Annotated in this window: 19 protein-coding genes and 2 pseudogenes; 1 reads left to right on the top strand and 20 read right to left on the bottom strand. The window is 26.9% G+C overall.

Translation table 11 applies throughout. The features are described 5' to 3' along the window. Nucleotides 1-13 precede the first annotated feature (13 nt). The 13 genes and pseudogenes from ACH36K_RS05145 to ACH36K_RS05085 form a co-directional block, all read right to left on the bottom strand. Nucleotides 14-823 (bottom strand): phosphorylcholine transferase LicD, encoded by an 810-nt coding sequence (locus ACH36K_RS05145; RefSeq protein WP_411169885.1) that lies wholly within the window; start codon nucleotides 821-823, stop codon nucleotides 14-16. An 86-nt stretch (nucleotides 824-909) separates the two neighbouring features. After that, nucleotides 910-1,500 (bottom strand): hypothetical protein, encoded by a 591-nt coding sequence (locus ACH36K_RS05140; protein ID WP_411169884.1) that lies wholly within the window; start codon nucleotides 1,498-1,500, stop codon nucleotides 910-912. A 122-nt stretch (nucleotides 1,501-1,622) separates the two neighbouring features. After that, nucleotides 1,623-2,810, bottom strand: coding sequence for an EpsG family protein (locus ACH36K_RS05135; RefSeq protein WP_411169883.1), 1,188 nt, complete (start codon nucleotides 2,808-2,810; stop codon nucleotides 1,623-1,625). A 37-nt stretch (nucleotides 2,811-2,847) separates the two neighbouring features. Next, nucleotides 2,848-3,921, bottom strand: coding sequence for a glycosyltransferase family 4 protein (locus ACH36K_RS05130; protein WP_411169882.1), 1,074 nt, complete (start codon nucleotides 3,919-3,921; stop codon nucleotides 2,848-2,850). A 107-nt stretch (nucleotides 3,922-4,028) separates the two neighbouring features. Beyond that, nucleotides 4,029-5,153 carry a non-hydrolyzing UDP-N-acetylglucosamine 2-epimerase gene (wecB, locus tag ACH36K_RS05125; protein WP_411169881.1) on the bottom strand — a complete coding sequence of 375 codons (1,125 nt, stop codon included), beginning with the start codon at nucleotides 5,151-5,153 and terminating at the stop codon, nucleotides 4,029-4,031. A gap of 33 nt (nucleotides 5,154-5,186) precedes the next feature. Then, nucleotides 5,187-6,293, bottom strand: a complete 1,107-nt coding sequence (locus ACH36K_RS05120) for an NAD-dependent epimerase/dehydratase family protein (protein WP_411169880.1) — start codon at nucleotides 6,291-6,293, stop codon at nucleotides 5,187-5,189. Between the two features lie 12 nt (nucleotides 6,294-6,305). Beyond that, entirely contained in the window at nucleotides 6,306-7,511 is a 1,206-nt protein-coding gene (locus ACH36K_RS05115) for a glycosyltransferase family 4 protein (RefSeq protein ID WP_411169879.1), read from the bottom strand. Nucleotides 7,512-7,526: 15 nt separating this feature from the next. Further along, nucleotides 7,527-8,579 (bottom strand): polysaccharide biosynthesis protein, encoded by a 1,053-nt coding sequence (locus ACH36K_RS05110; protein WP_411169878.1) that lies wholly within the window; start codon nucleotides 8,577-8,579, stop codon nucleotides 7,527-7,529. 2 nt (nucleotides 8,580-8,581) lie between these two features. Beyond that, nucleotides 8,582-9,214 (bottom strand): annotated as a pseudogene (locus ACH36K_RS05105) (acetyltransferase); the annotation flags it as partial. Nucleotides 9,215-9,238: 24 nt separating this feature from the next. Then, nucleotides 9,239-9,835, bottom strand: a pseudogene (locus tag ACH36K_RS05100) (sugar transferase); the annotation flags it as partial. Between the two features lie 71 nt (nucleotides 9,836-9,906). Continuing rightward, nucleotides 9,907-11,049 carry a DegT/DnrJ/EryC1/StrS family aminotransferase gene (locus ACH36K_RS05095; protein ID WP_411169877.1) on the bottom strand — a complete coding sequence of 381 codons (1,143 nt, stop codon included), beginning with the start codon at nucleotides 11,047-11,049 and terminating at the stop codon, nucleotides 9,907-9,909. A gap of 26 nt (nucleotides 11,050-11,075) precedes the next feature. Next, nucleotides 11,076-12,938, bottom strand: coding sequence for a polysaccharide biosynthesis protein (locus ACH36K_RS05090; protein ID WP_411169876.1), 1,863 nt, complete (start codon nucleotides 12,936-12,938; stop codon nucleotides 11,076-11,078). Between the two features lie 208 nt (nucleotides 12,939-13,146). Beyond that, a complete protein-coding gene (locus ACH36K_RS05085; RefSeq protein WP_411169875.1) occupies nucleotides 13,147-13,977 on the bottom strand; it encodes a hypothetical protein in 831 nt (276 codons plus the stop codon). Between the two features lie 192 nt (nucleotides 13,978-14,169). Between ACH36K_RS05085 and ACH36K_RS05080 the strand changes: the two genes are divergently transcribed. Further along, entirely contained in the window at nucleotides 14,170-15,384 is a 1,215-nt protein-coding gene (locus ACH36K_RS05080; RefSeq protein WP_411169874.1) for an O-antigen ligase family protein, read from the top strand. Nucleotides 15,385-15,467: 83 nt separating this feature from the next. Here the strand turns inward: ACH36K_RS05080 and ACH36K_RS05075 are convergent, their stop codons facing one another. Genes ACH36K_RS05075 through ACH36K_RS05045 form a run of 7 tightly spaced genes read right to left on the bottom strand, consistent with a single transcriptional unit; the run spans nucleotide 15,468 to nucleotide 21,653 of the window. Further along, complete coding sequence (locus ACH36K_RS05075; RefSeq protein ID WP_411169873.1) at nucleotides 15,468-16,172, bottom strand: cytidylyltransferase domain-containing protein; 705 nt, start codon at nucleotides 16,170-16,172, stop codon at nucleotides 15,468-15,470. A gap of 15 nt (nucleotides 16,173-16,187) precedes the next feature. Continuing rightward, entirely contained in the window at nucleotides 16,188-16,859 is a 672-nt protein-coding gene (locus ACH36K_RS05070) for a PIG-L deacetylase family protein (protein WP_411169872.1), read from the bottom strand. A 9-nt stretch (nucleotides 16,860-16,868) separates the two neighbouring features. Then, the gene (neuC, locus tag ACH36K_RS05065; protein ID WP_411169871.1) at nucleotides 16,869-18,026 is read right to left on the bottom strand and encodes a UDP-N-acetylglucosamine 2-epimerase; all 1,158 of its coding nucleotides are present in this window, start codon (nucleotides 18,024-18,026) and stop codon (nucleotides 16,869-16,871) included. Next, the gene (locus ACH36K_RS05060; RefSeq protein WP_411169870.1) at nucleotides 18,016-18,957 is read right to left on the bottom strand and encodes a GNAT family N-acetyltransferase; all 942 of its coding nucleotides are present in this window, start codon (nucleotides 18,955-18,957) and stop codon (nucleotides 18,016-18,018) included. Before ACH36K_RS05060 ends, neuC begins: the two co-directional genes overlap by 11 nt. A gap of 13 nt (nucleotides 18,958-18,970) precedes the next feature. Continuing rightward, the gene (neuB, locus tag ACH36K_RS05055) at nucleotides 18,971-19,969 is read right to left on the bottom strand and encodes an N-acetylneuraminate synthase (RefSeq protein ID WP_411169869.1); all 999 of its coding nucleotides are present in this window, start codon (nucleotides 19,967-19,969) and stop codon (nucleotides 18,971-18,973) included. Further along, nucleotides 19,969-20,601, bottom strand: a complete 633-nt coding sequence (locus ACH36K_RS05050) for an acetyltransferase (RefSeq protein WP_411169868.1) — start codon at nucleotides 20,599-20,601, stop codon at nucleotides 19,969-19,971. Before ACH36K_RS05050 ends, neuB begins: the two co-directional genes overlap by 1 nt. Beyond that, nucleotides 20,601-21,653, bottom strand: a complete 1,053-nt coding sequence (locus ACH36K_RS05045; protein ID WP_411169867.1) for a nucleotidyltransferase family protein — start codon at nucleotides 21,651-21,653, stop codon at nucleotides 20,601-20,603. The genes ACH36K_RS05050 and ACH36K_RS05045 overlap by 1 nt, the downstream gene beginning before the upstream one ends.

The following is a 21,653-nucleotide window of genomic DNA, read 5'->3' as shown; positions in this document are numbered from 1 at the left end:
TCACTTGATCAACTTAATTCTTTATGTAAATATCATCAGTATGAGATGGTATTTGACACTCTTTAGGAGGAAATTTTTCCCATTCATTATAGAAAACTTTTAATACATTTTCATGATTATTAGGTACAGGAAATTCTAAACCTTCAAAGTTATAAGTTTTTAATGGAAATACATCTGATTTGTGTACCGCTTCCTTAAAAGGCACTTCTACTCCATATACTATTTTTTCTGCTTCCGTTACTTCGCTTTTTGATGCGTTTTTATACATATTTTTTATCACTTTTTCATATGGTATAAAATAATATATGCTATTAGTTATTTTACATATAAATATTATTAAGTTCTTTAAAATATTTTTTAAGAATGGTTTTTTAAATTCTAAATCTCCAAACCACTTGCTTAATATAATCGCATTAAAAAACTTTTTATAATAAATGTTTTTCTTTGTAAAACTATCATATGGAAATATATCTATAAAAACTCCCAAATTCCTTTCATTATTATGCTTACTTCTTATCTCGCTATTTTTATCTCTTATCTTAGCAAAAGCATTTTGACATAAATCATCTGTTTCAGGACTTTGAAATATAAAATTTGAATTTAATTCATTTTTAACTATTTGTAAAAATTTATTATAGTCTTTTCTTAACATACCTATATCAAGATCATCATCCCACGGAATAAATCCCTCATGCCTTATAGCTCCTAAAAGTGTTCCTGCATCTAGCCAATAGTTTATATGATGCTTTTTACATATTCTATCAACTTCAATAAGTATCTCTAACATTCTTAATTGCGCTTCTTTTAAGCTTGCTTTCTTCATATTACCATTCCCCCTACACAGTTTTAAATTAAATATTATTATATAAATTTTAAAATTCCTTACTTAACTTTTTACCTCTTATAAAATTAGTTATGAGCTACTTCATAATAATCAACTACATAACCTTCTCCCTCATCAATAACTACTAAATAGATAGTTATATTTTGAGTTTTTGTTTCTTTTTCATTAACTTTTTTGATAGTTCCATCTTCATTTATTAAACTCTTATCAGTATATAAATCATATCCTCCTATAGAATCTAATTTATAAAATTTAACTACATCTGGTTTCTTATAATTAGGTATTAAATCATAAGATTTTTCATAAGAATCTATGAAGTAGTTAATTTCTTCTTTATTTGCTAAACTAAGCTCATATTCATACAATACAGGAATCTGCTCTTTAATTTGATTTACTATCGTATTATTACTATTATATAGCCTATACCTTCTTGATATACTTTCATGAAATTCTTGAGGCGTTCTATCTTCATAAATTCCTTTGTTTATTTTTACTTTTTCATGCACATTTGCATACCCTATAAAATTTACAATAGCTTCTTCTGGAGTTTCATATATTGTTTGTTTTTCATAAACTTTAGTTTTATTTTGTATTGCAGATATAAATAAAAAAACTATAACCAATCCACTTACTGCAATAAATGTAGACTTTTTCATAAAACTCCCTCCTTACTTATAAAAAAATACTAAGTACACTAATTAAAATAGTACACTTAGTATTATATTTAATAAAGTATTTTAAAACAATTAATTTTTCCTTAATATTAAATCAAAGCTATTTAATCAGGTATTTTTTCAAAATCTTTATCTAACACAACTGGCCATTGATATTTTACTGGGAAAAGACCTCTATATCTTTCATCACTGTTTATTTGCATATATGAATGAATAGAATCTTTATTAAATATAGTTACATATGGATAATTAATCACATTTACATAACTATAGTAGTTTCCTTGATATAATAAAGAATTTATATTCTTTATTAATAAAATTATCATTATTCCACTTATTATAGCCATTTTTCCAATTTCTATCTTTGTTTTAATATACATAGGAGCTAAATTAGCAATAAGTACACAATCTACTATTTTTATATAAAAATTTAATCTTGATGCAATGGCAGGACTTGTCATTAATATTAAATATAAAAACAATCCAAAAATATAAATATTTAATAAGAATAAATTATTTTCTTTCTTTTCTTCACTACTACTATAAAATAAATAAATTACTATAAAGAATATAAATAATCTATTTAATAAGCCACTATAAGATATACTATCAGATAGATATACATATATTCTAGACTGAAAATGACTTGGTAATATTTTTATTAATAAATTTTGTACACCTAATATCTGATAAAGTATAATAGTTGTAAATATTCCAGTAAAAACTTTCTTATTATATAGAGGAATAAATTTTACTACTAATAATACTAATAAAAACATAGCAGATAAGTGAAATGATGCTGTAATAATTGTTCCAATTACATAAGAAATATATTTTTTCTTATGTAAAAGAGGCAATAGCACACCAACGAATATTGACATTGCTAAGCCTTGTCTTATAGCACTATACCAAAATACCATATAATATACTGGATAAAATACAGTTAAAGCTAGTAGTTTATTTTCACAAAATTTATGGAAAAATCTATATACCAATAACATTGATATAATTGCTATAATTGCATTAAATTGAATGTAACTTATTCCTATTGATCTAGTTAATAGTATTAGTACATTAAACCCAGGATCCCCAGCATTAAAAATATTTTGATAGCCACCTAAATTATTAAATATAATATTATAATTAAAATAATCTGTTCCTTGACCGTATCTAAACACTAAAAGTAATGTTAAAAGTAAAAACATTATTTTATAAACATTATCTTTTTTATCTTTATCTTTTATTATAAAGCAGCAAAGTACTAATGCTAATTCTATTGCTATATATAACATATTATCAATCCTTTATCAAATTTTTAGTTTATTTATACTACTTGCTTAATATATTTTCTATCTTCTTTACAAACATTCTATCTGTATAAGAATTATTAGCAATTTCGTAGTTATTATTACTGTACATTAAAATATTTTTCTTTGTTTCTAAAATTGCATTCGCTATACTATTTTTTTCTGCTTCACAAACACATCCATTTACTTTATCTTCAAATATATCACTTATTCCACCTTGATAAGTTGTAACTATAGCATTTCCAGTAATCATTGCTTCTAAAATAGAAATCGGTTGTCCTTCATTAGGATAGTATGTTGGAAGACAAAAAATATCGTTGCCTATTAAAAGTTCTCTTTTTCTTTTGCCTTTAACTAAACCATGATATTCAACAAACCCATTAAGTTCTTCTATTTTTTTATTTACTTCACTTTCTATGTCAGTTTCTATAGATCCTGCAAGATTTAGCTTAAATTCTATATTATTATCTTTCATAACTTTACAAGCATCTAACAATTCAAGTATTCCTTTTGTTTTCATTAAATTGCTTAAATATAGTATATTAATACCTTTGCTATTTTTCATTCTATTTTGTTTAGCAATAAATTCATTATTATTTAAAACAAATTCTTTTTGTACTCCGTTTTCACAAACAAAAACCTTTTCCTCAGGCACAATATTATCAAACATTTTTACTAAAGAGTTACCTAAAACTATTATCCCATTACTCATATTTAAGTACTTAGAAACAATTTTCTTTTTTCTTTGAGAAACTGAATCATACATTTTCCTTACAAAACCACCATGAAAATGTAAGTAGCAAGGAGTTTTAGATAATTTAGAAGCACTTATAAAAAATGTATATTTCATAAATCCAATAAAGCTCTGAGCTGGTGTTATATAAACAACATCAAAATTTTTAAATAATATCTTATAACAGCCCTTTAAAATTGGCTTTAAGCTCCATAAAACCTTAGATAGATCAAATTTACCTTGTTCATTTAAACCACCAAACTTCTTTGCATTGTTTTCTTTATCTGCATTTGTAACTATAATCTCTAAATGATTTCCATTCTCAATCAATCCTTCACTAACCATCTTATTAGCTATTGTCATTCCATTAATTTGCCCTGGAAATGAGACCTATCATTAATATTTTCATAAAATCCTCCAAATATGAATTTTGTCTACTAATCAACTTAATTAATTAGTAGACAGAAATTTTACTTTCCCCAAGTTACCTTATTAATTATCTTAGTGAAACTTTGAATTATTTTAACAACTTTAACTGATACATTTTCATCATTATAGTCTATTGCTAGTAAAACTTCCTCATTATTTTCTTCCATTGATTTTGCAAGCTCTATTGATTGTAGGATATCATCTTTCTTAATTCCTCCAACTATAACAGAACCCTTATCTAAAACTTCAGGTCTTTCAGTACTTGTTCTTATTAATACTCCTGGGAAATTTAGCATAGCTGATTCTTCACTTAAAGTACCACTGTCAGATAATACACAAAAAGCATTCTTTTGTAATTTATTATAATCCATAAATCCAAAAGGCTTTAATTGTCTTACCAATGGATGAAATGATATTTGTTTTTCTTCTATTCTCTTCCAGCTCCTTGGATGAGTAGAATATATAATTGGCATATTATAGTTTTCTGCTACTGTATTTAAAGCTTCTACTAAACCAAATAAATTTTCATCGTTATCTATGTTTTCTTCTCTATGAGCACTAACTAATATATATTTTCCTTTTTCTAACTCTAATTTTTCTAATATATCAGACTTTTCGATCATATCCATATTTTTAGTTAAGACTTCTTTTATAGGCGAACCAGTAACAAAAATGTGCTCTTTTCTAATTCCTTCACTTAACAAATATCTTCTTGAGTGCTCTGTATAAGCTAAATTAATATCACTTACATGATCCACTATCTTTCTATTAATTTCTTCAGGCACATTTTGATCAAAACATCTATTTCCTGCTTCCATATGGAATATAGGAACCTTTAGCCTTTTAGCTGAAACAGCAGCTAAGCAACTATTTGTATCTCCAAGAACCAATAAAGCATCTGGTTTTTCTTTACTTATTACCTTATATGATTCGGCAATAATATTCCCCATTGTTTCTCCTAGGTCGTTTCCAACTACTCCAAGAAAATGATTTGGTTTTCTTAAACCTAGTTCATCAAAAAATACATCATTTAATGTATAATCCCAATTTTGACCTGTATGTACTAATATATGATCAAAATATCTATCACAGGCTTTAATAACCTCTGAAAGTCTAATTATTTCAGGTCTAGTTCCAACTATAGTCATAAGCTTTAATTTTTTCATAATAGCTCCTCCAGAATATATTACATACTTATTTTATACTTCTTCCCAAAAAGTGTCAGGTTTCTCTTGATTAAAAATTTCATTTGCCCAAAATAGAGTTATTACTTCATCTTCTCCTATATTGGTAATGGAATGAGTATATCCAACTGGTATATCAATTACTTCTAAATCTTCACCATCAACTTTATATGATATAATCTTGTTATCATTTATATTTCTAAATTTAACTTCAGCTTTACCTTGAATAACAATAAATTTTTCAACCTTAGTATGATGATAATGATTTCCCCTTGTTATACCTGGTTTTGTTTTAGATACAAAAATTTGTCCAAATTCTTTTGATTTAACTATTTCAGCTAACCACCCTCTATTATCTACCTTTTTATCCAAAAGATAAGAAAATTCATCTTCTGGTAAGTATGATAAATATGTAGAGTAAAGAACTTTTAAAAACTCATCCGAAAAATTTGGAAGAACTCCAGTCTTTCTTATTTCTTTAAATCCTCTAAGACTATCTACAATGTAACCTAAAGTTTTCTTATATATTATGTCAATTTCCTTAAATGAAAATTCATTTTCTATATCATTAGTTTCATTTATTAAACACCTAATAACATCATCTATATAAACTAAATTCAACTCTATAGATCTATCATTTATCCATATTTCGATATCTTTAGCTATATTATGACAAAAAGTAGCTACTGCTGAGTTATAATTTGGCCTACACCATTTCCCAAATACATTTGGTAATCTATAAATTGTAACTTTTGCAGAAGAATCCATACTATATTGCTTTAAATACTCTTCAGCCATCTTTTTACTTTTACCATATGCATTATCCAATTCTGCTTGTATAGATGATGTTATTACAATAGGAGTGTTCTTATTTTTACTTTTTAAATAATTCACAATATCTTTAGTTAACCCTGAATTTCCTTCAAAAAATTCATTTTCATTTTTGGGTCTATTAATTCCAGCTAAATGAAATATGAATTCTGCTTTATCTAAAGCCTCATTTAGCTCTTCAAGTGAATTTTCTTTATCTATCTCTATTACTTCATTTTCACCTAATTGTTTTAATACAGAAACTAAATTTTTCCCTATAAAACCTTTAGATCCTGTCACCAAAATTTTCATATTATTATCCTCCTATATCCTATTAATAATGATATCTGCTGAAGTTTTAACAGTATAATTATCTTCTAGATATAATCTTCCATTTTTACCCATCTCAATCAAATTATCTCTATTTATACTAATCTTTTTAATTAAATTATTGAACTCCGTTAAATCTCCACTTTCACACCAATATCCAAAATCCCCATTTTCGATTACTATTCCCACATCTGTATTTTTATCAGTTGCTGCTATTACTGGAATACCAATTTCCATATAGCTTAATAGTCTTGATGGAAAGTTTGGTATTGTAAATCTGTTATCTAATAAGATTAGCCCTATATCGCATGCTTTGATCAAGTTATCATAATCTTCTTTTGGTAACATTGAATACAATAAACAATTTTTAGGAGAGTTTAACTCAATCCAATTTGAAATTTTACTGTACTCAGTTCCCCCTCCAACTATTAAGAAAAATACATCACTGTTATTTTTATTGCTTTCTAATACCTCCATTAGAAAGTCTATCCCCTGAGGTTTTCCTAAATTTCCTCCATAGACTATTATAGTAGAATCATTAGGTAAATTATGTTTATTCCTAATTGATAATTTTTCATCCTTTGGTATTTCATTAAACTCTAATGGCTCTATGCTATTAGGACATATTTCTACCTTGCTATGGTCTAACCAACTGTTATGCTCTAATATATATTCTTTATTTCTTTCAGACATACAACCTATATAGTCAGATATCTTATATAACTTTTCTTCTTTTTTTCTAAAATACTTATAAATTAAGCCATTTTTACTTATCATATTAAGATCAACTGCATTTTGAGGAAATATATCTTTTAATAATAAATAGGATTTTGCATTGTCTCTATTTTTTATATACTTTATAACTTTCTCAAAAGTAATAGGAGGAGTAGAATACATGATTAAATCAAACTTTACATTTTTTAATTCTTTTTTTATAGCTTTAATAAATTGACTTTCTATTAATAATGTACTTATTCCTTTTTCTATCTTATTTGTTTTTTGTATATTTCCAGTTTTAACTCTTAAAACTTTTACGCCATTACAATCAGATATATAAGTTTCTTTATTGTTTCTTTTTTCAGTAGGAGTAACGACTGTTATATTATTACCCCTACTTTTTAGTTCATTCATTAAATCTATATATATTCCTCTACTATTAGCCTTTTCTGGATAAGCTAGTGTTAAAAATAATATATTCATGTAAAATCCCCTTTATTAAACTAATTCTGTCATTACATCTTTACTAGCTTCTTTTCCGATGCTTTCTAACTCATGTTGAATATATGGTAGCTTTAACAACATCTTTTTAACTTCTTCTACGTTTACTCTATTTGTATTATCTGAATTATACTCTTCTTGGTTTCTTATCTCATTGTTACCTTCTGTAAAATATTTTGCATAATTTAAATCTCTATTATCTGAAGGTATTCTAAAGTAATTTCCACAGTCTATAGCTTTAACATACTCTTCTTTAGTTAATAAAGTTTCATATGATTTCTCACCATGTCTAGGGCCTATTATTTTAGTTCCTACATTAGAATCAAATATCTCCTTTACAGCTGTAGCTAATTCTAAAATTGTAGATGCAGGAGCCTTTTGTACAAAAATATCACCTTGCTCACCATTTTCAAAAGCATAAAGAACTAAATCAACCGATTCTTCTAATGACATTAAATACCTTGTCATATTAGGATCAGTTATTGTTAAATCTTTTCCTTCTTTTATCTGATTTATAAATAATGGAATTACAGAACCTCTAGATGCCATAACATTTCCATATCTAGTTGCACAAAAAACTGTTTCTCCTTCAGCAGTAGCTCTTGCTCTTGCTATCATAACTTTCTCTGCTAGAGCTTTTGATATACCCATAGCATTTACTGGGTAAACAGCTTTATCAGTACTTAATAAAATTACTCTCTCAACATTATTATGTAATGCTGCTTTAAAAACATTATCAGATCCTTCTACATTAGTTTTAATTGCTTCCATTGGATAAAACTCACATGAAGGTACTTGTTTTAATGCCGCTGCATGGAATACATAGTTTACTCCCTTCATAGCATAGTCAATACTCTCGTAATCTCTTACATCACCTATATAGTACTTTACTTTATCACTTTTTATATAAGTTCTCATATCATCTTGCTTTTTTTCATCTCTTGAGAATATTCTTATTTCTCTTATATCTGAATCAATAAATCTCTTTAATACTGCATGACCAAATGATCCTGTTCCTCCAGTTATTAAAAGCACTTTATTCTTAAACATAATTATTCCTCCATATTTGAAAATTTAATCGGTTTTGCTGGCACTCCAACTGCTGTACAACACTTTGGTATATTTTTTACTACTACAGATCCTGCGCCTAATATAGATCCTTTCCCAATAGTTAGCCCTTGTATTATAGCAGTTCTTGTACCAATCTCCACTCGCTCACCAATATCGCAATTTCCTGAAATACTTACACTTGGATACACAGTTATATAATCTTTCAATATAACATCATGTCCTATAGTACAAGATAAGTTTATAGTAACATATTTTCCAGTTTTAACATTTACAGTTATTACATTTCCTGCACAAATTATATTTCCAATACCGATCTCATTAAAGTTTCCCAACTCTACATTAGGATGAATCAATGTTGCTGGCTTAAGTCCTATTTCTTCACATCTATTAGCAAGTTTGGCCTTTATATTGGAATTACCTATTGCACAAGCAAAATATAAATCCTTTATCTTTTCTAAAGATTGCAGATCTCCAAGTATTTCATATGCATTTAAAAAGTTGCCTTTTTTACTCAAATCATCATCTATAAATCCAAGAATATTCCACTGCAACTCTTTCTTATTTATTTCTTCTATTAGCCATGCAACCTCTCTTCCAAATCCTCCAGCACCAACAATTACAATATTCTTTATATTGGAGTTATTTCCAGTAAACTTTTCCATTGTGACGCCTCCTTCTTGATTAATTCCTTCTCTTTTAAATACTTTTAGAATAGTCTTAAAGAATATTTCAATATCTATCCATAAAGACCAATTTTCTACATACCATACATCATGTTCAAATCTTTCTTCCCAGCTTAATAAGTTTCTACCATTAATTTGAGCCCATCCAGTAAGTCCTGGTAGCACATTATGACGTTTTATTTCTCTTTCATTGTATAATGGAAGATATTCAACTAAAAGTGGACGTGGTCCAACTATACTCATATCTCCTTTAAGTATATTAAAAAGTTCTGGTAATTCGTCTAAGCTTAAACTTCTTATCAAGTTCCCAAATTTGGTTAATCTTTCCCCATCCGGTAGCATATTCCCAAACTTATCTTTAGCATCTTTCATTGTTCTAAACTTTATCATCTTAAAAATCTTATTATCTTTACCAACTCTCTCTTGAACAAAAAAAACAGGACTTCCTAGCTTTATAGCTATTAATATTCCCACTATCAAAAGTACTGGTGATAAAATAACTATAGCAAATAACGATATTATAATATCTATTAACCTTTTTATTGTCTTCATAACTACCTCAATTTTATATTTAATTATATGGATATAATAAAAAATATATATTTTTTATTATATCCATATTTCTATAAAAATAATTTTTTTATTATCGCTATAACTCTATCTATATCTTTTTCAGTCATTTTTGTATCTGATGGAAGACAAACTCCTCTATTAAATATATCTTCAGAAATACTTCCTTCATTATCTAAATGAGAATAAAATTTATATTTACTATAATAAGGTTGTAAATGCATTGGTTTCCATATATGTCTTGATTCTATATTATCTTCTTCAAGAGCAAGTATTATATCTAACGGTGATACCTTACATTCATCTTTTATAGTAATTGTAGTAAGCCAATAATTAGACTCACCATAACTACATATAGGCATCATTTCTATAGCATCAATTTCTTTAAATGCTTCTTTATATCTTTCAAATATTTCTTTTTTCTTATTAACTCTATCTTTTAGTACCTTTAATTGTCCCCTACCGATCCCAGCTACAATATTACTCATTCTATAGTTATATCCAAGCTCTGTATGATGATAGAACCTTTCATTATCTCTCGCTTGAGTTGACCAAAACCTTGCCTTTTGAATTGCCTCTTCATAATTTGATATAAGCATTCCGCCACCTGATGTAGTTATAATTTTATTACCATTAAATGAATAAATACCAAACTTACCAAAAGTTCCACTATATTTTCCTTTATAAGTTGCACCTAAGGATTCTGCTGCATCTTCTATAATTGGCACATTATATTTATTACAAATTTCTAATATTTCATCCATATCAGCGCTTTGTCCATATAAATTTACAACTACTACAGCTTTAGGAAGCTTTCCGTCCTTTTCACAATCTTTAAAAGCTTTTAATAAAGCTTTAGCTGAAATATTCCAGCTTTCAGGCTCTGAATCTATAAATATCGGCTCACCACCTTCATACATTATAGGATTACAGCTTGCTGAAAAAGTTAATGATGAACAAAATACCTTATCACCCTTTTCTATTCCAATTAATTTTAAAGCTAAATGAATCGCTGCTGTCCCTGAAGATAGTGCTGCTGCACTTTTTACTCCAACATATTCTGCAAGTTCTGTTTCAAAGTTATTTACATTTGGTCCTAATGGTGCTATCCAATTATCTCTAAAAGCCTCATCAATATATTTTCTTTCTTCTCCCCCCATATGTGGTGAAGATAAATAAATTTTTTCCTTACTCATCCTATTACCTCCAATATTACTATTTACTAATTTGTACTGGTTGTAGCTACTTCATCTAATCTAGTATAGGTAGGAACAATCTTTTTCAATTCATATTTTACCTTTTCTTTATTCTCCATTTTGCTGGCAGAAACAAGAATTTGTATCTTATCTTTAAGTAATTCATAATCTATATTAGATGGCATTTCAATAAATATTTTTTCATGTTTAGTTTCACTTAATTTATTCTCTGCCATTAAAAGCTCTTCATACAGCTTTTCTCCTGGTCTTAACCCTACAATTTCAATTTTTATATCCTTCTCTGGAGTAAAACCAGATAACCTTATTAAATCTAAAGCTAAATCATATATTTTAACAGGTTTCCCCATATCAAGAACGAATATCTCTCCACCCTTTGCAAAAGCTCCTGCTTGTAATACAAGTTGAGCAGCTTCAGGAATAAGCATAAAGTACCTAGTTATATCCTTATGGGTAAGAGTTATAGGACCACCTTCTTCTATCTGTCTTTTAAAAAGAGGAATAACAGATCCATTACTTCCAAGTACATTTCCAAACCTAACTGCAACAAATTCTGTTTTACTATTTTCATTTATAGATTGAACTATCATCTCACACAGTCTCTTTGTTGCACCCATTACATTAGTAGGATTAACAGCTTTATCTGTAGAGATTAAAACAAATTTTTCACATTCATACTTGCTTGCCATCTCAGCTACGTTCATAGTGCCAACTACATTGTTTTTAATAGCTTCTGCTGGATTAAACTCCATTAATGGAACATGTTTATGAGCTGCAGCATGAAACACAACGTTAGGTCTGTATTCTTTAAATACCTCTTCTATCTTCTTTCTATCTCTTATTGATGCAATTACAACATCTTGATCAAGATTAGGAATTCTTCTTTGCAACTCAGTTTGCAAATCATAAGCATTATTTTCATAAATATCTAGTATTATAATTTTTTTAGGATTAAACTTAGCTATCTGTCTACAAAGCTCAGAGCCTATGGAACCCCCACCACCTGTAACTAAAACTACTTTTTCTGTTATATAATCTGATATACCTGATTTATCAAGTTTAACTTCTTCACGCCCTAGAAGATCTCTCAAATCCACATCTCTCATTTTTTTTACATTTAAATCACTATCTATCATTTCTGATATTCCAGGCATTATTTTTACTTTAACACCAATCTTTTGACATAAATTAATTAAGACTTTTTTATCATTAGCATTTATAGATGGTATAGCTAATAATACGGTGTCAACACCTTTACTTTTAACTATTTGCGTAATATCATTACTCGTCCCTAGAACCTTATATCCATTCAAATAGGTTCCAACTTTAGTTGTATCATCATCAACTAAACCTACTATATTATAATTCATAGAATTATTTTTCTTGATTTCCGATATAACAAGCTGTGCGCAAGACCCAGCTCCTATAATTAATAAGTTCTTTTTACCTTCCTTATTTAAAGAGTTTATAAATATCAAAAATCTGTTATATGCTCTAAAAGATATTCTATAACCTAAAACAAGAATAGCTATAAGAACTCCTGATATAGAAGTTACTAGATTAGGGATTCTCATTGGAACTATAAACATTATTATTAAGTTTAATATCATTCCTAAAATACAAGCAATAACTCCTTGTAAATACTCATCTAAGCCTGCACTCTTCCAGTTATTCCTATAAAATTTCATAAAATAAAATGGAAGTATATATGCTATAACTATTAAAGGTAAATGATTTAAATAAGCTTTAATGTATTCATCCGGAACTAAAGAAGTAAATCTAATATAAAAACTAATCACATAAGCTAAGTTTATTAAAATTATATCTACTAAAAGGAACATAAACCCTTTTATTTTGCTGATTTTTCCCATAAATTTGCCTCCTGGTACTATAAGCTAACTAAGTATAATTTTCAGTTTGTCCAAATATATTAAAATATACATAGATTACTCCATTTTAGACATCTAAATATTATTATATCACAAACTATTTCTATATAATAAGAATTTTTTATATTATTATTTATTTAAAATCTTAATATAAATTTAAAATGACTCTATTTAAGAGTCATTTTACTTTTTAATCTTCTATTCCCCAATTTAATGATTTAATAGAATCAATCTTAAATATCTTATTTGTGTATTCTGAATTTTTTATTGGATGCATTTCAACTACTAACTGTTTAAATCCTGGAGTACTTAAATACCTAGCTGCATATTCATTAGTTTTATTTCCTTTTTCTAAAAATCCTTGTATTTCTATTTTTGTAACTGGATCTTTTAATGTTATTGAATAGTATTTATCTATTTCAGATAAAATTTCTTTATCTATTTCTTTATCTCTTATTTCATTAGTCAATGAAATACCCTTACTTGTTCTTTTGCTATCTTTAAATAAACTGATATTATTATAGTTATCTAATTTTGCATAAACTTTAAATTCTTTCTTTTCGTTACTATTATCAAAAATAAACTCATCTAAAGTTAACTTATTTTCTCTTATGATGGGTTCAAAATCTATCTTATATGAATCATTAACCTTTTTTAAATAAAAAATATAAACATTATCTTCATAATCTCCATTTTCATTGTTTTTAAAAATCTTTACCCTACTATACTCCCCCTCTTTATCGGCTTCCCAAGTTGTATCTTGTTCTAGTACATATGAAAATTTATTTTTTCTAAACTCTTTTGAAAACTCCATTATTTTCTCTTCTTCTATAGAACTCTTAACCTCTTCATAATCATATATATACTCAATTTTACTCTCAATACTTTTTGATGATAAAAATTTATATACTACGTCTCTAGGCGAATTACCTATCTTCTCTCTTCCATATACTATATAAATACCAACTGCTATAATTGCAATAAATATAGAATATATAATTATTTTCTTTCTATTTTCCATAATAATACTCATCTCCTAGTTTTTTATGTATTTAATATATAATTGAATTACAACTATATTATAAATAATTATTAATGATTTAACAATAAATAATATATTTTAATAATTGACCTCTAATCTCGAAATACTTTTAGACAGTTAAAGTTATAGATGTTAATATATAATTATAAAAAATTTTAAGGAGATATTAGTATGAATTACTTATCAAACTTTTATAAAATAATAACTAATAAATTTTATTTTAAAATCTTATATTTATTAATAAGTTTATCTACTATAACAATTTTAAGATTTATTCCTGGAATAAGAGTTATAAATAAACTACTTATTTTCTGGGGAATGTTACTTATATTTATTAATATTCTTGATATGTTAATAAAAAGATATTTGCCATCTAAATTTCAAATAGCTATGCATATCTTTTTATTAATTACGTTAGTATTTACATTAATAAAATATCCTTCCATAGAAAATCTTAAACTTGTAATAATAAATGCTATGATACTAACTTTATTTTTTGACGTGGACGTTAACAAAAGTAAAAATAAACTTATACAAGAACTTAAAGTATTTAGCTATATATACTGTATATTTACTTTCATACTGTCCTTTATATCACTAATAATATATTTCTCTAAAGAGACTATTTGGATTTCAGAAACACTAAATGGAGAGTATCTTGTGTATTCATTTACTACTGCTTTTGCTAATGAGAATTCATTAGGTATATCTGCAGTAATATCATTAATTATTAGTATTTACTTATTAATTTCTATTAAAAGTAAACCTGCAAACAATTTTCTAATGTTATTTAACATAATGATACAATCTATAGCTATGATTATTTCAAATTCGAGAAGTGTTTATTTAATTATTGCTACTTTTATTTTATTTTCTCTATTTATGTACTTAAAAAATTATATGTTAAGAATCGCATTAATAATATTACCATTTTTATCAGTTATATTTTTATTCATTACAAATAAAGCTAGTATTAACAACTTCTTAACTGGTAGAGATATATTATGGTCTACATGCTTTGATGTTATAAAAAATAATCCTATCTTTGGAATTGGATTCACTAATTTAACTAATGTATTAAGTGAAGAAAAAGTATTAACCCTAGGTAGAGTTCATAATATATATATAGAATTAGCAGCAACAAATGGCTTAATAGCCTTAATTGTTTTTATTGTAATATTAGCTTTAATAATATTATTCATATTTAAAAAATTTGATTTATTTCATTATAAACAACTTCTTTCTTATAATGTTCTTTTTGCATTAATTATATCTATAATGTCAATAAATCTTGTAGAAAGCAGTTTAGTTTATATAGTAAGCTTTATTTCAATAATATTTTGGGTAATTTCTTCTTATTTAGTATCAATTTTTTTAAAAGAATAGTATGAAAAATTATCCCATTAAGTGTTTATAGAGCTAAATTCACGCTTCTTATATTACTTAATGGGATATAATTTTTTATAAATTTATATTAAATAATTATTTTTTAATATGTACTCAGCTATTCTAAAGTCAAAATTAGTATCGATATCTATAGAATGTAAATTATTCATAATATAAGCTTTACTAAGATCACCATAAAAGTCTCTTGTCTCTATATAATGATTTGTCTTTGTAGCATAAATTGCTCCATTAATTCTATAATACTTATTTAAATCCTGTCTTCTCTTATTATTTTCTTTTTTTATAAATCCATTTAAAGATAAACTTTCATCTAACTTATTACATAGTAATGGAGAATGCTCCTCCTCACATACACTGACAATAGAATTTAAATCTTCATCAATTAACATTCTAATTGAGTCTCTAATATCAGAACTTAATCTTAGAGGTGATGTAGGTTGTAAAACTAAAAAATAATCATAAATTTTATTCATATCTTTTAATTTATTTAAGGTAAATATAATAACATCTTCTGTAGCAGAGTTATCTGCAGATAGTTCCTTTGGTCTTAAAAAAGGAACCTCAGCTCTATATTTCTTAGCTATTTCTGCATACTCTAAAGAATCTGTTGAAACTATAATATCAGTACATACTTCACTCTCTATCGCTGCCTCTATTGTATAAGCAATTAAAGGCTTTCCATTTAACAGTTTGATATTTTTATCTATAAGTCCTTTTGATCCACTTCTTGCTGGAATAATAGCAAGAACGCTTTTATCTTTATACATAAATTGTCCCTCATTTTAATCAACTATTTGCCTTAATAGCATAAATGCCTCTGCATACCCACATCCGATATTTGCTCCCCTTACCATAGCTAGAGCTTTTATAGCCTTTTCTGAACGCGGAAATGGAAACTCTCCTATTTCTGATGTAAAAACATTCATTATATCTATTTTTTTATCTATAAACTTTTCTATATTAACAAATACATTTCCATTAAACTTACCTATGGAGTTATTTATACCAAACTCAGTTTCTGATAAGGTTTCATATGCATATATAGTTTTAACACTAGGATTTCTAAACCACTTTGTACAGGACATAGCAGCTTCAGCAACTATTCTATGATCACTATGTACATCTCCCCAATTAGGAATATATAAAATTTCAGCATTAGCTTCACTAATACACTTAGAAATTCTCTCAACTAACTCCCTTTTATCTATTTTTTCAAGTTGAGTCGTTGGAAATTTCAAGTTATAAATTTTTTTAAAGCCATACATATTTGTAACAGTAAATATTTCTTTTTCTCTAATTTTAATTTGTTCTTTCGTAAAACCCAGTTCTTCATTTCCACACGTTACTATTATCCAGTAAACATTATCACCTTCATTTATATGCTTTAAAATAGTTCCTCCACATCCAAGAGTTTCATCATCAGGATGTGGCGCTATAACAATTATATTTTTCATAATTTCCTCCTATAATAATGGATCCTCATATTTATCTACAAAAGATTTATAATCTAGCTTTCTAAATAAATCAATGATATTATCTATTGATTTCCCATCACCGTAAGGAGACTTAACAGAAATAAGCTTTTCTAAAAATTCCTTCGATGTAGCTTTTTCTATAGCAGTAGATATGCTTTTTCTATCTTCTTTTACAAATAATACATTTTCTGCTGCTAACCTTCCCCTTTGTCTATTACCTACATTTATAGCTGGTTTATTTATAGTAGGAGCTTCATATAATCCTGCACTAGAATTACCTATCATAAATTTACAATTTCTTAATAAATTAATAAAGATTTCTCTAGAAAGATTTTTATAAAATTTAAAACTTATATTATTTTCATATCTATGAATAACTTCAATTATATTTTTATTACCACTATCAATATTAGGATAACTTACAAATGCGTTAATTCCTTTTTCTTCAAGAGCCAATAATATTTCTTCAAAATGCTTTCCTGCTGCTTCTTCCTCTCCAGTGTTAGGATGAAATATAACTACAGCATATTCACTCCATTTAGAGCGTTCTAAATCTTTTAACAAATGCTCTTTAGATATATGTCTAGTAGATATAAATTTATCTAAAGCAGGACTTCCAACATTAAATATTCTGTTATGAGTCTCACCCATTTTTATTAATCTACTCTTAGCTTTATTATTACTTACAAAGTGTAAAGATGATAACTTTGAAGTCGCATGCCTTATTGAATTATCAACATTTCCATCTGATGCATGATCTCCACCAAAGAAATGTACTGTTGGAATTCTTAAATAAGAGCCTATTATTCCAGCTACTATCACATCTTCTCTATCACCAGCATAAATAATTAAATCTGGATTATACATAGTTACACTATGTATACAATCTTGAAGCAATATAGATAAAGATTTAACTCTTGCTGATTTAGAGCTAGAATCTATTAAAGTCTCTATCTTAGCAATTATAGGAATGCCATCTTTTTCGATATTATCTACTGTATAACCATAACTATCTGATAAATGAGCGCCTGAAACAATTACACCTATTTCAAAATCATCACTGTTATTTAATTTTTTGTATAAACCACTCATTAAATCATAATCTGATCTTATTCCTGTAAAAGATAATATTTTTTTAATAGACATCAGATACCCCCATATTAATGTTCCAATTAATATAACTATACATTTCACTATTGTTATTTTCTAAATCTCTTGCTCCAAAATAAGTTATAGGATTACTATTAACAAAGCCCAATCTTTCTAATATTTCGTGCTCAGGAGAATAGATTGAATTCCATGTATTTATATATTTAACGCCCTTATTCTTACTAATATAAACAATATATTCAATTAGGCTTTTTGATAGTTGGATTTCCAATGAATTTATTAATACAATATCAACTTCTTCATTATTAAACTCTTTAGTGATTATTGAAGCTAATGCCTTCCCATCTTTGCTAATAACATAATTCTTATATTTATTTATTGGATTATTCTTAAATCTCCATATTAAAGATTCATTATTAGAATATATATTTATTTTATTACCATTATTAAGAAGTTCTGAATAATCTAATTCAAAACTGTTATCTTCAATAATATTAAAGTCACTACCATCTGTAATTCTCACATTATCTAAATTTAATTTCAAAGTAGGAATTTCATATATATCTTTCCACCCTAACTTTTTAACAAATCCTATATGAGAATTTACGTTAGGAAAACCTAGCACAGTTTTATAATTAGACTCTTTCATTTTCTCATAAACACCATTTGCCAATTTAGTGAAAAAACCTTTTCCTGCAAAATCTGGATGAGTCATGGTTGTCATAGAAAGTGCTAACTTCTCACACTTTCCATTTACCGATCCAATTAAAGGTGAAACAGAATAGTTTGCTACTATCTTATTATCTTCTATAGCAACATATACAAAAATATCATTTATAGGATTATCAATATATCTCCATTTTAAGAACTCATACGATATTTCCCTATTAAAACAAATTTTGAACAAATCTTGTATTTCAGCAATTCTTAGAAGATACTCTTCCTTACTTAAAAACTTAAACTCCATAACAAAGTCTCCTTTATATTTCGATTAAATCATCTTTTTTAAAATCTTTTTTTGCTTTCATTCCTATAATTTCATCCCAATTCTTTGGTGATATTCCATTACCAGGTCTTTTAACTGATATATTATTAGATGTAAATATATCGCCTTTTTTAATATTACCTAAAGAAACAATACTTTTCTTTCCTGCAATAGCATTTTCTTTTTCCGACTCTGTTAAATTTTTAATTCCATCTCCTAAAGCTAACTCTATATTTCTTATAGAACTAACCATATTACAAAGCTCCTCAGGATTTAAACTAGCCTTATGATCTGGTCCTGCCATGTTCTTATCTAATGTAAAATGTTTTTCTATTACCTCTGCCCCTAATGCTACTGCGGCTATCGGAACCTCTATACCCTTTGTATGGTCAGAATAGCCAACTTTAACTTTAAACGCTTTTTTAATAGTATTCATAGCTAGCAAGTTTACATCACTCATCTTCGTTGGATAAGCTGTGTTACAATGTAAAACAATAACATCCTTTGCCCCTTCACTGTATAATAAATTAAGTGCAAATTCTATATTAGATAAAGTGCTCATCCCTGTTGATAATATAATTTTTTTAGCTACTCTTGCTACTTTTCTTAAGTATGGTACATTTTCAATTTCACTAGAAGGAATCTTAAATATATTCATATTAAATGAACTTAATAAATCTATGCTATCTAAATCAAAAGGAGATGATAAAAACATTACTCCTTTATCTTTACAATAACTTATAAGTTCTTTATGGTCTTCTACTGATAGTTCTAGCTTTTTTAACATTTCTATTTGAGATGTTTCTTCTTTTAAATTTTCTATTTGATAATTAGCTTGTTTTGCACTTGTTGTAACTAAATTTTCAGATTTAAATGTCTGAAACTTAATTGCATCAACACCTGCCTCAACTGCAACATCTACTAATTGTTTGGCTAAATTTAAATTTCCATTATGATTTACGCCTGCTTCTCCAATTATAAAAACTCTACTCATTATAAAATCTCCCTTCCAGGATTTCCGCATACCTTTATATTATCACCTACATCTCTTATTATAACCGTTCCTGCTCCAACGATAGAATCTTCTCCTATAGATATACCTTGTATTACAGTAGAATTAGTTCCAATATGGGAATTTCTCCCTACCTTTACTCCTCCACTTAAGGTTACACCTGGAGCAATATGTACAAATTCTTCTATAAAACAATCATGCTCTATAATAGAACCTGAATTAATTATAGAATTTTTTTTTATAATAGAAGAAGAATTTACTATTGCGCCTTTACCTATAAACACACCTTCTTCTATTTTTGAACTTTCAGAAATAATTGCAGATTTATCTATAATTGTTGGAATTTTATATCCTATATCTTTTAACTCTTTATATAACTTCACCCTAATTTTAGGATCTCCTATGCTTCCTATGGAAATAAAAGCATTATGATATCCTTTATCATAAAATTTTTGTAAATCTCCATCTATACCTATGACTTTTATTCCTAACACTTCATGACCTACACCAATTGAATCCACTATTCCTGCAATATGAAACTCATTACTTCTTATAATAGAATCAATTATGCTTCTACAGTGACCGCCACCACCAACTAATATTATTTCTTTCATTACTTTCCCTCTAACCTAGAAATCATTTCTTTCATCTCATCAATTTGTCCCATATCCATCCATGATTTTTCTGTGATTGGATAAACACTAACTTTTTTATTTTCTTTCATACACTTTTCAACTATTTGAGGAAGATGTATAAAGGTATTTTCTTCTATGATATCTAAAACTTCTGGTTCTAATAAATAAAAGCCTGTATTTGCTAAAAATGAGTATTCCGGCTTTTCAATTATTTCAGATATCCCACCATTATTATCAATATTAATTACTCCATATGGTATAGCAAAGTTTTTTACTGCACACACTATAGTTATTAAGTTTTTTTCGTTCTTATGATATTCATATATAGAACTATAATCAGCATCAATTAATATATCACAATTAGAAACAAAAAATGTTTTATTAATTTTTCCCTTTAATAAATATAGGCTTCCACCAGTTCCTAGAGGTTTTTCCTCTTCTACATAAATTATCTCATAATTTTTTTCAATCTCATCAAAATATGATCTTATCATATTCTTTTTATAGTTTACAGTTAAAAAGTATTCTCTACACTCATACTCTCTAAACTTATTTATTATTCTTTCTATAATTGGTATATCTCCAATTGGAATTAAAGGTTTAGGTAATATTTTTGTATATGGATATAACCTGCTTCCTAAACCTCCTGCCATTATTACAACTGGAATGTTTAAGTTAGCTTTACACTCTCTACTTTTTAATTCAATATCATCCCAAAAAATAACTGACTCTAATTTACCTTTTGCTCCTACCACAGGAATAGCAGAGACTCCATACTCTCTCATAATATCTTTTACTTTATTTTTTTCAAATTCAGTTATGTACTTTGGACTATAATTAGCAACTTCTTTTACGGAGTTAGATAAATTACCATTCTTCATAATCCATCTTCTAATATCTCCATCTGTTATTACTGCCTTTAATAATTCATTTTCTAATATTATTAAAATTCTTTTACCTGTATCATCTAACTTCTTAATAGCTTCTCTAATAGTTGCCTTCTCACTTATTATTAGTTCATTTATATCCAT

Origin of the sequence: Clostridium sp. MB05 (assembly GCF_046581255.1) — a bacterium.
Taxonomy (GTDB): Bacteria; Bacillota; Clostridia; order Clostridiales; family Clostridiaceae; genus Clostridium.
The sequence above is the reverse complement of the archived record's forward strand: the minus strand, read 5'-3'. Positions and strand labels throughout refer to the sequence as shown.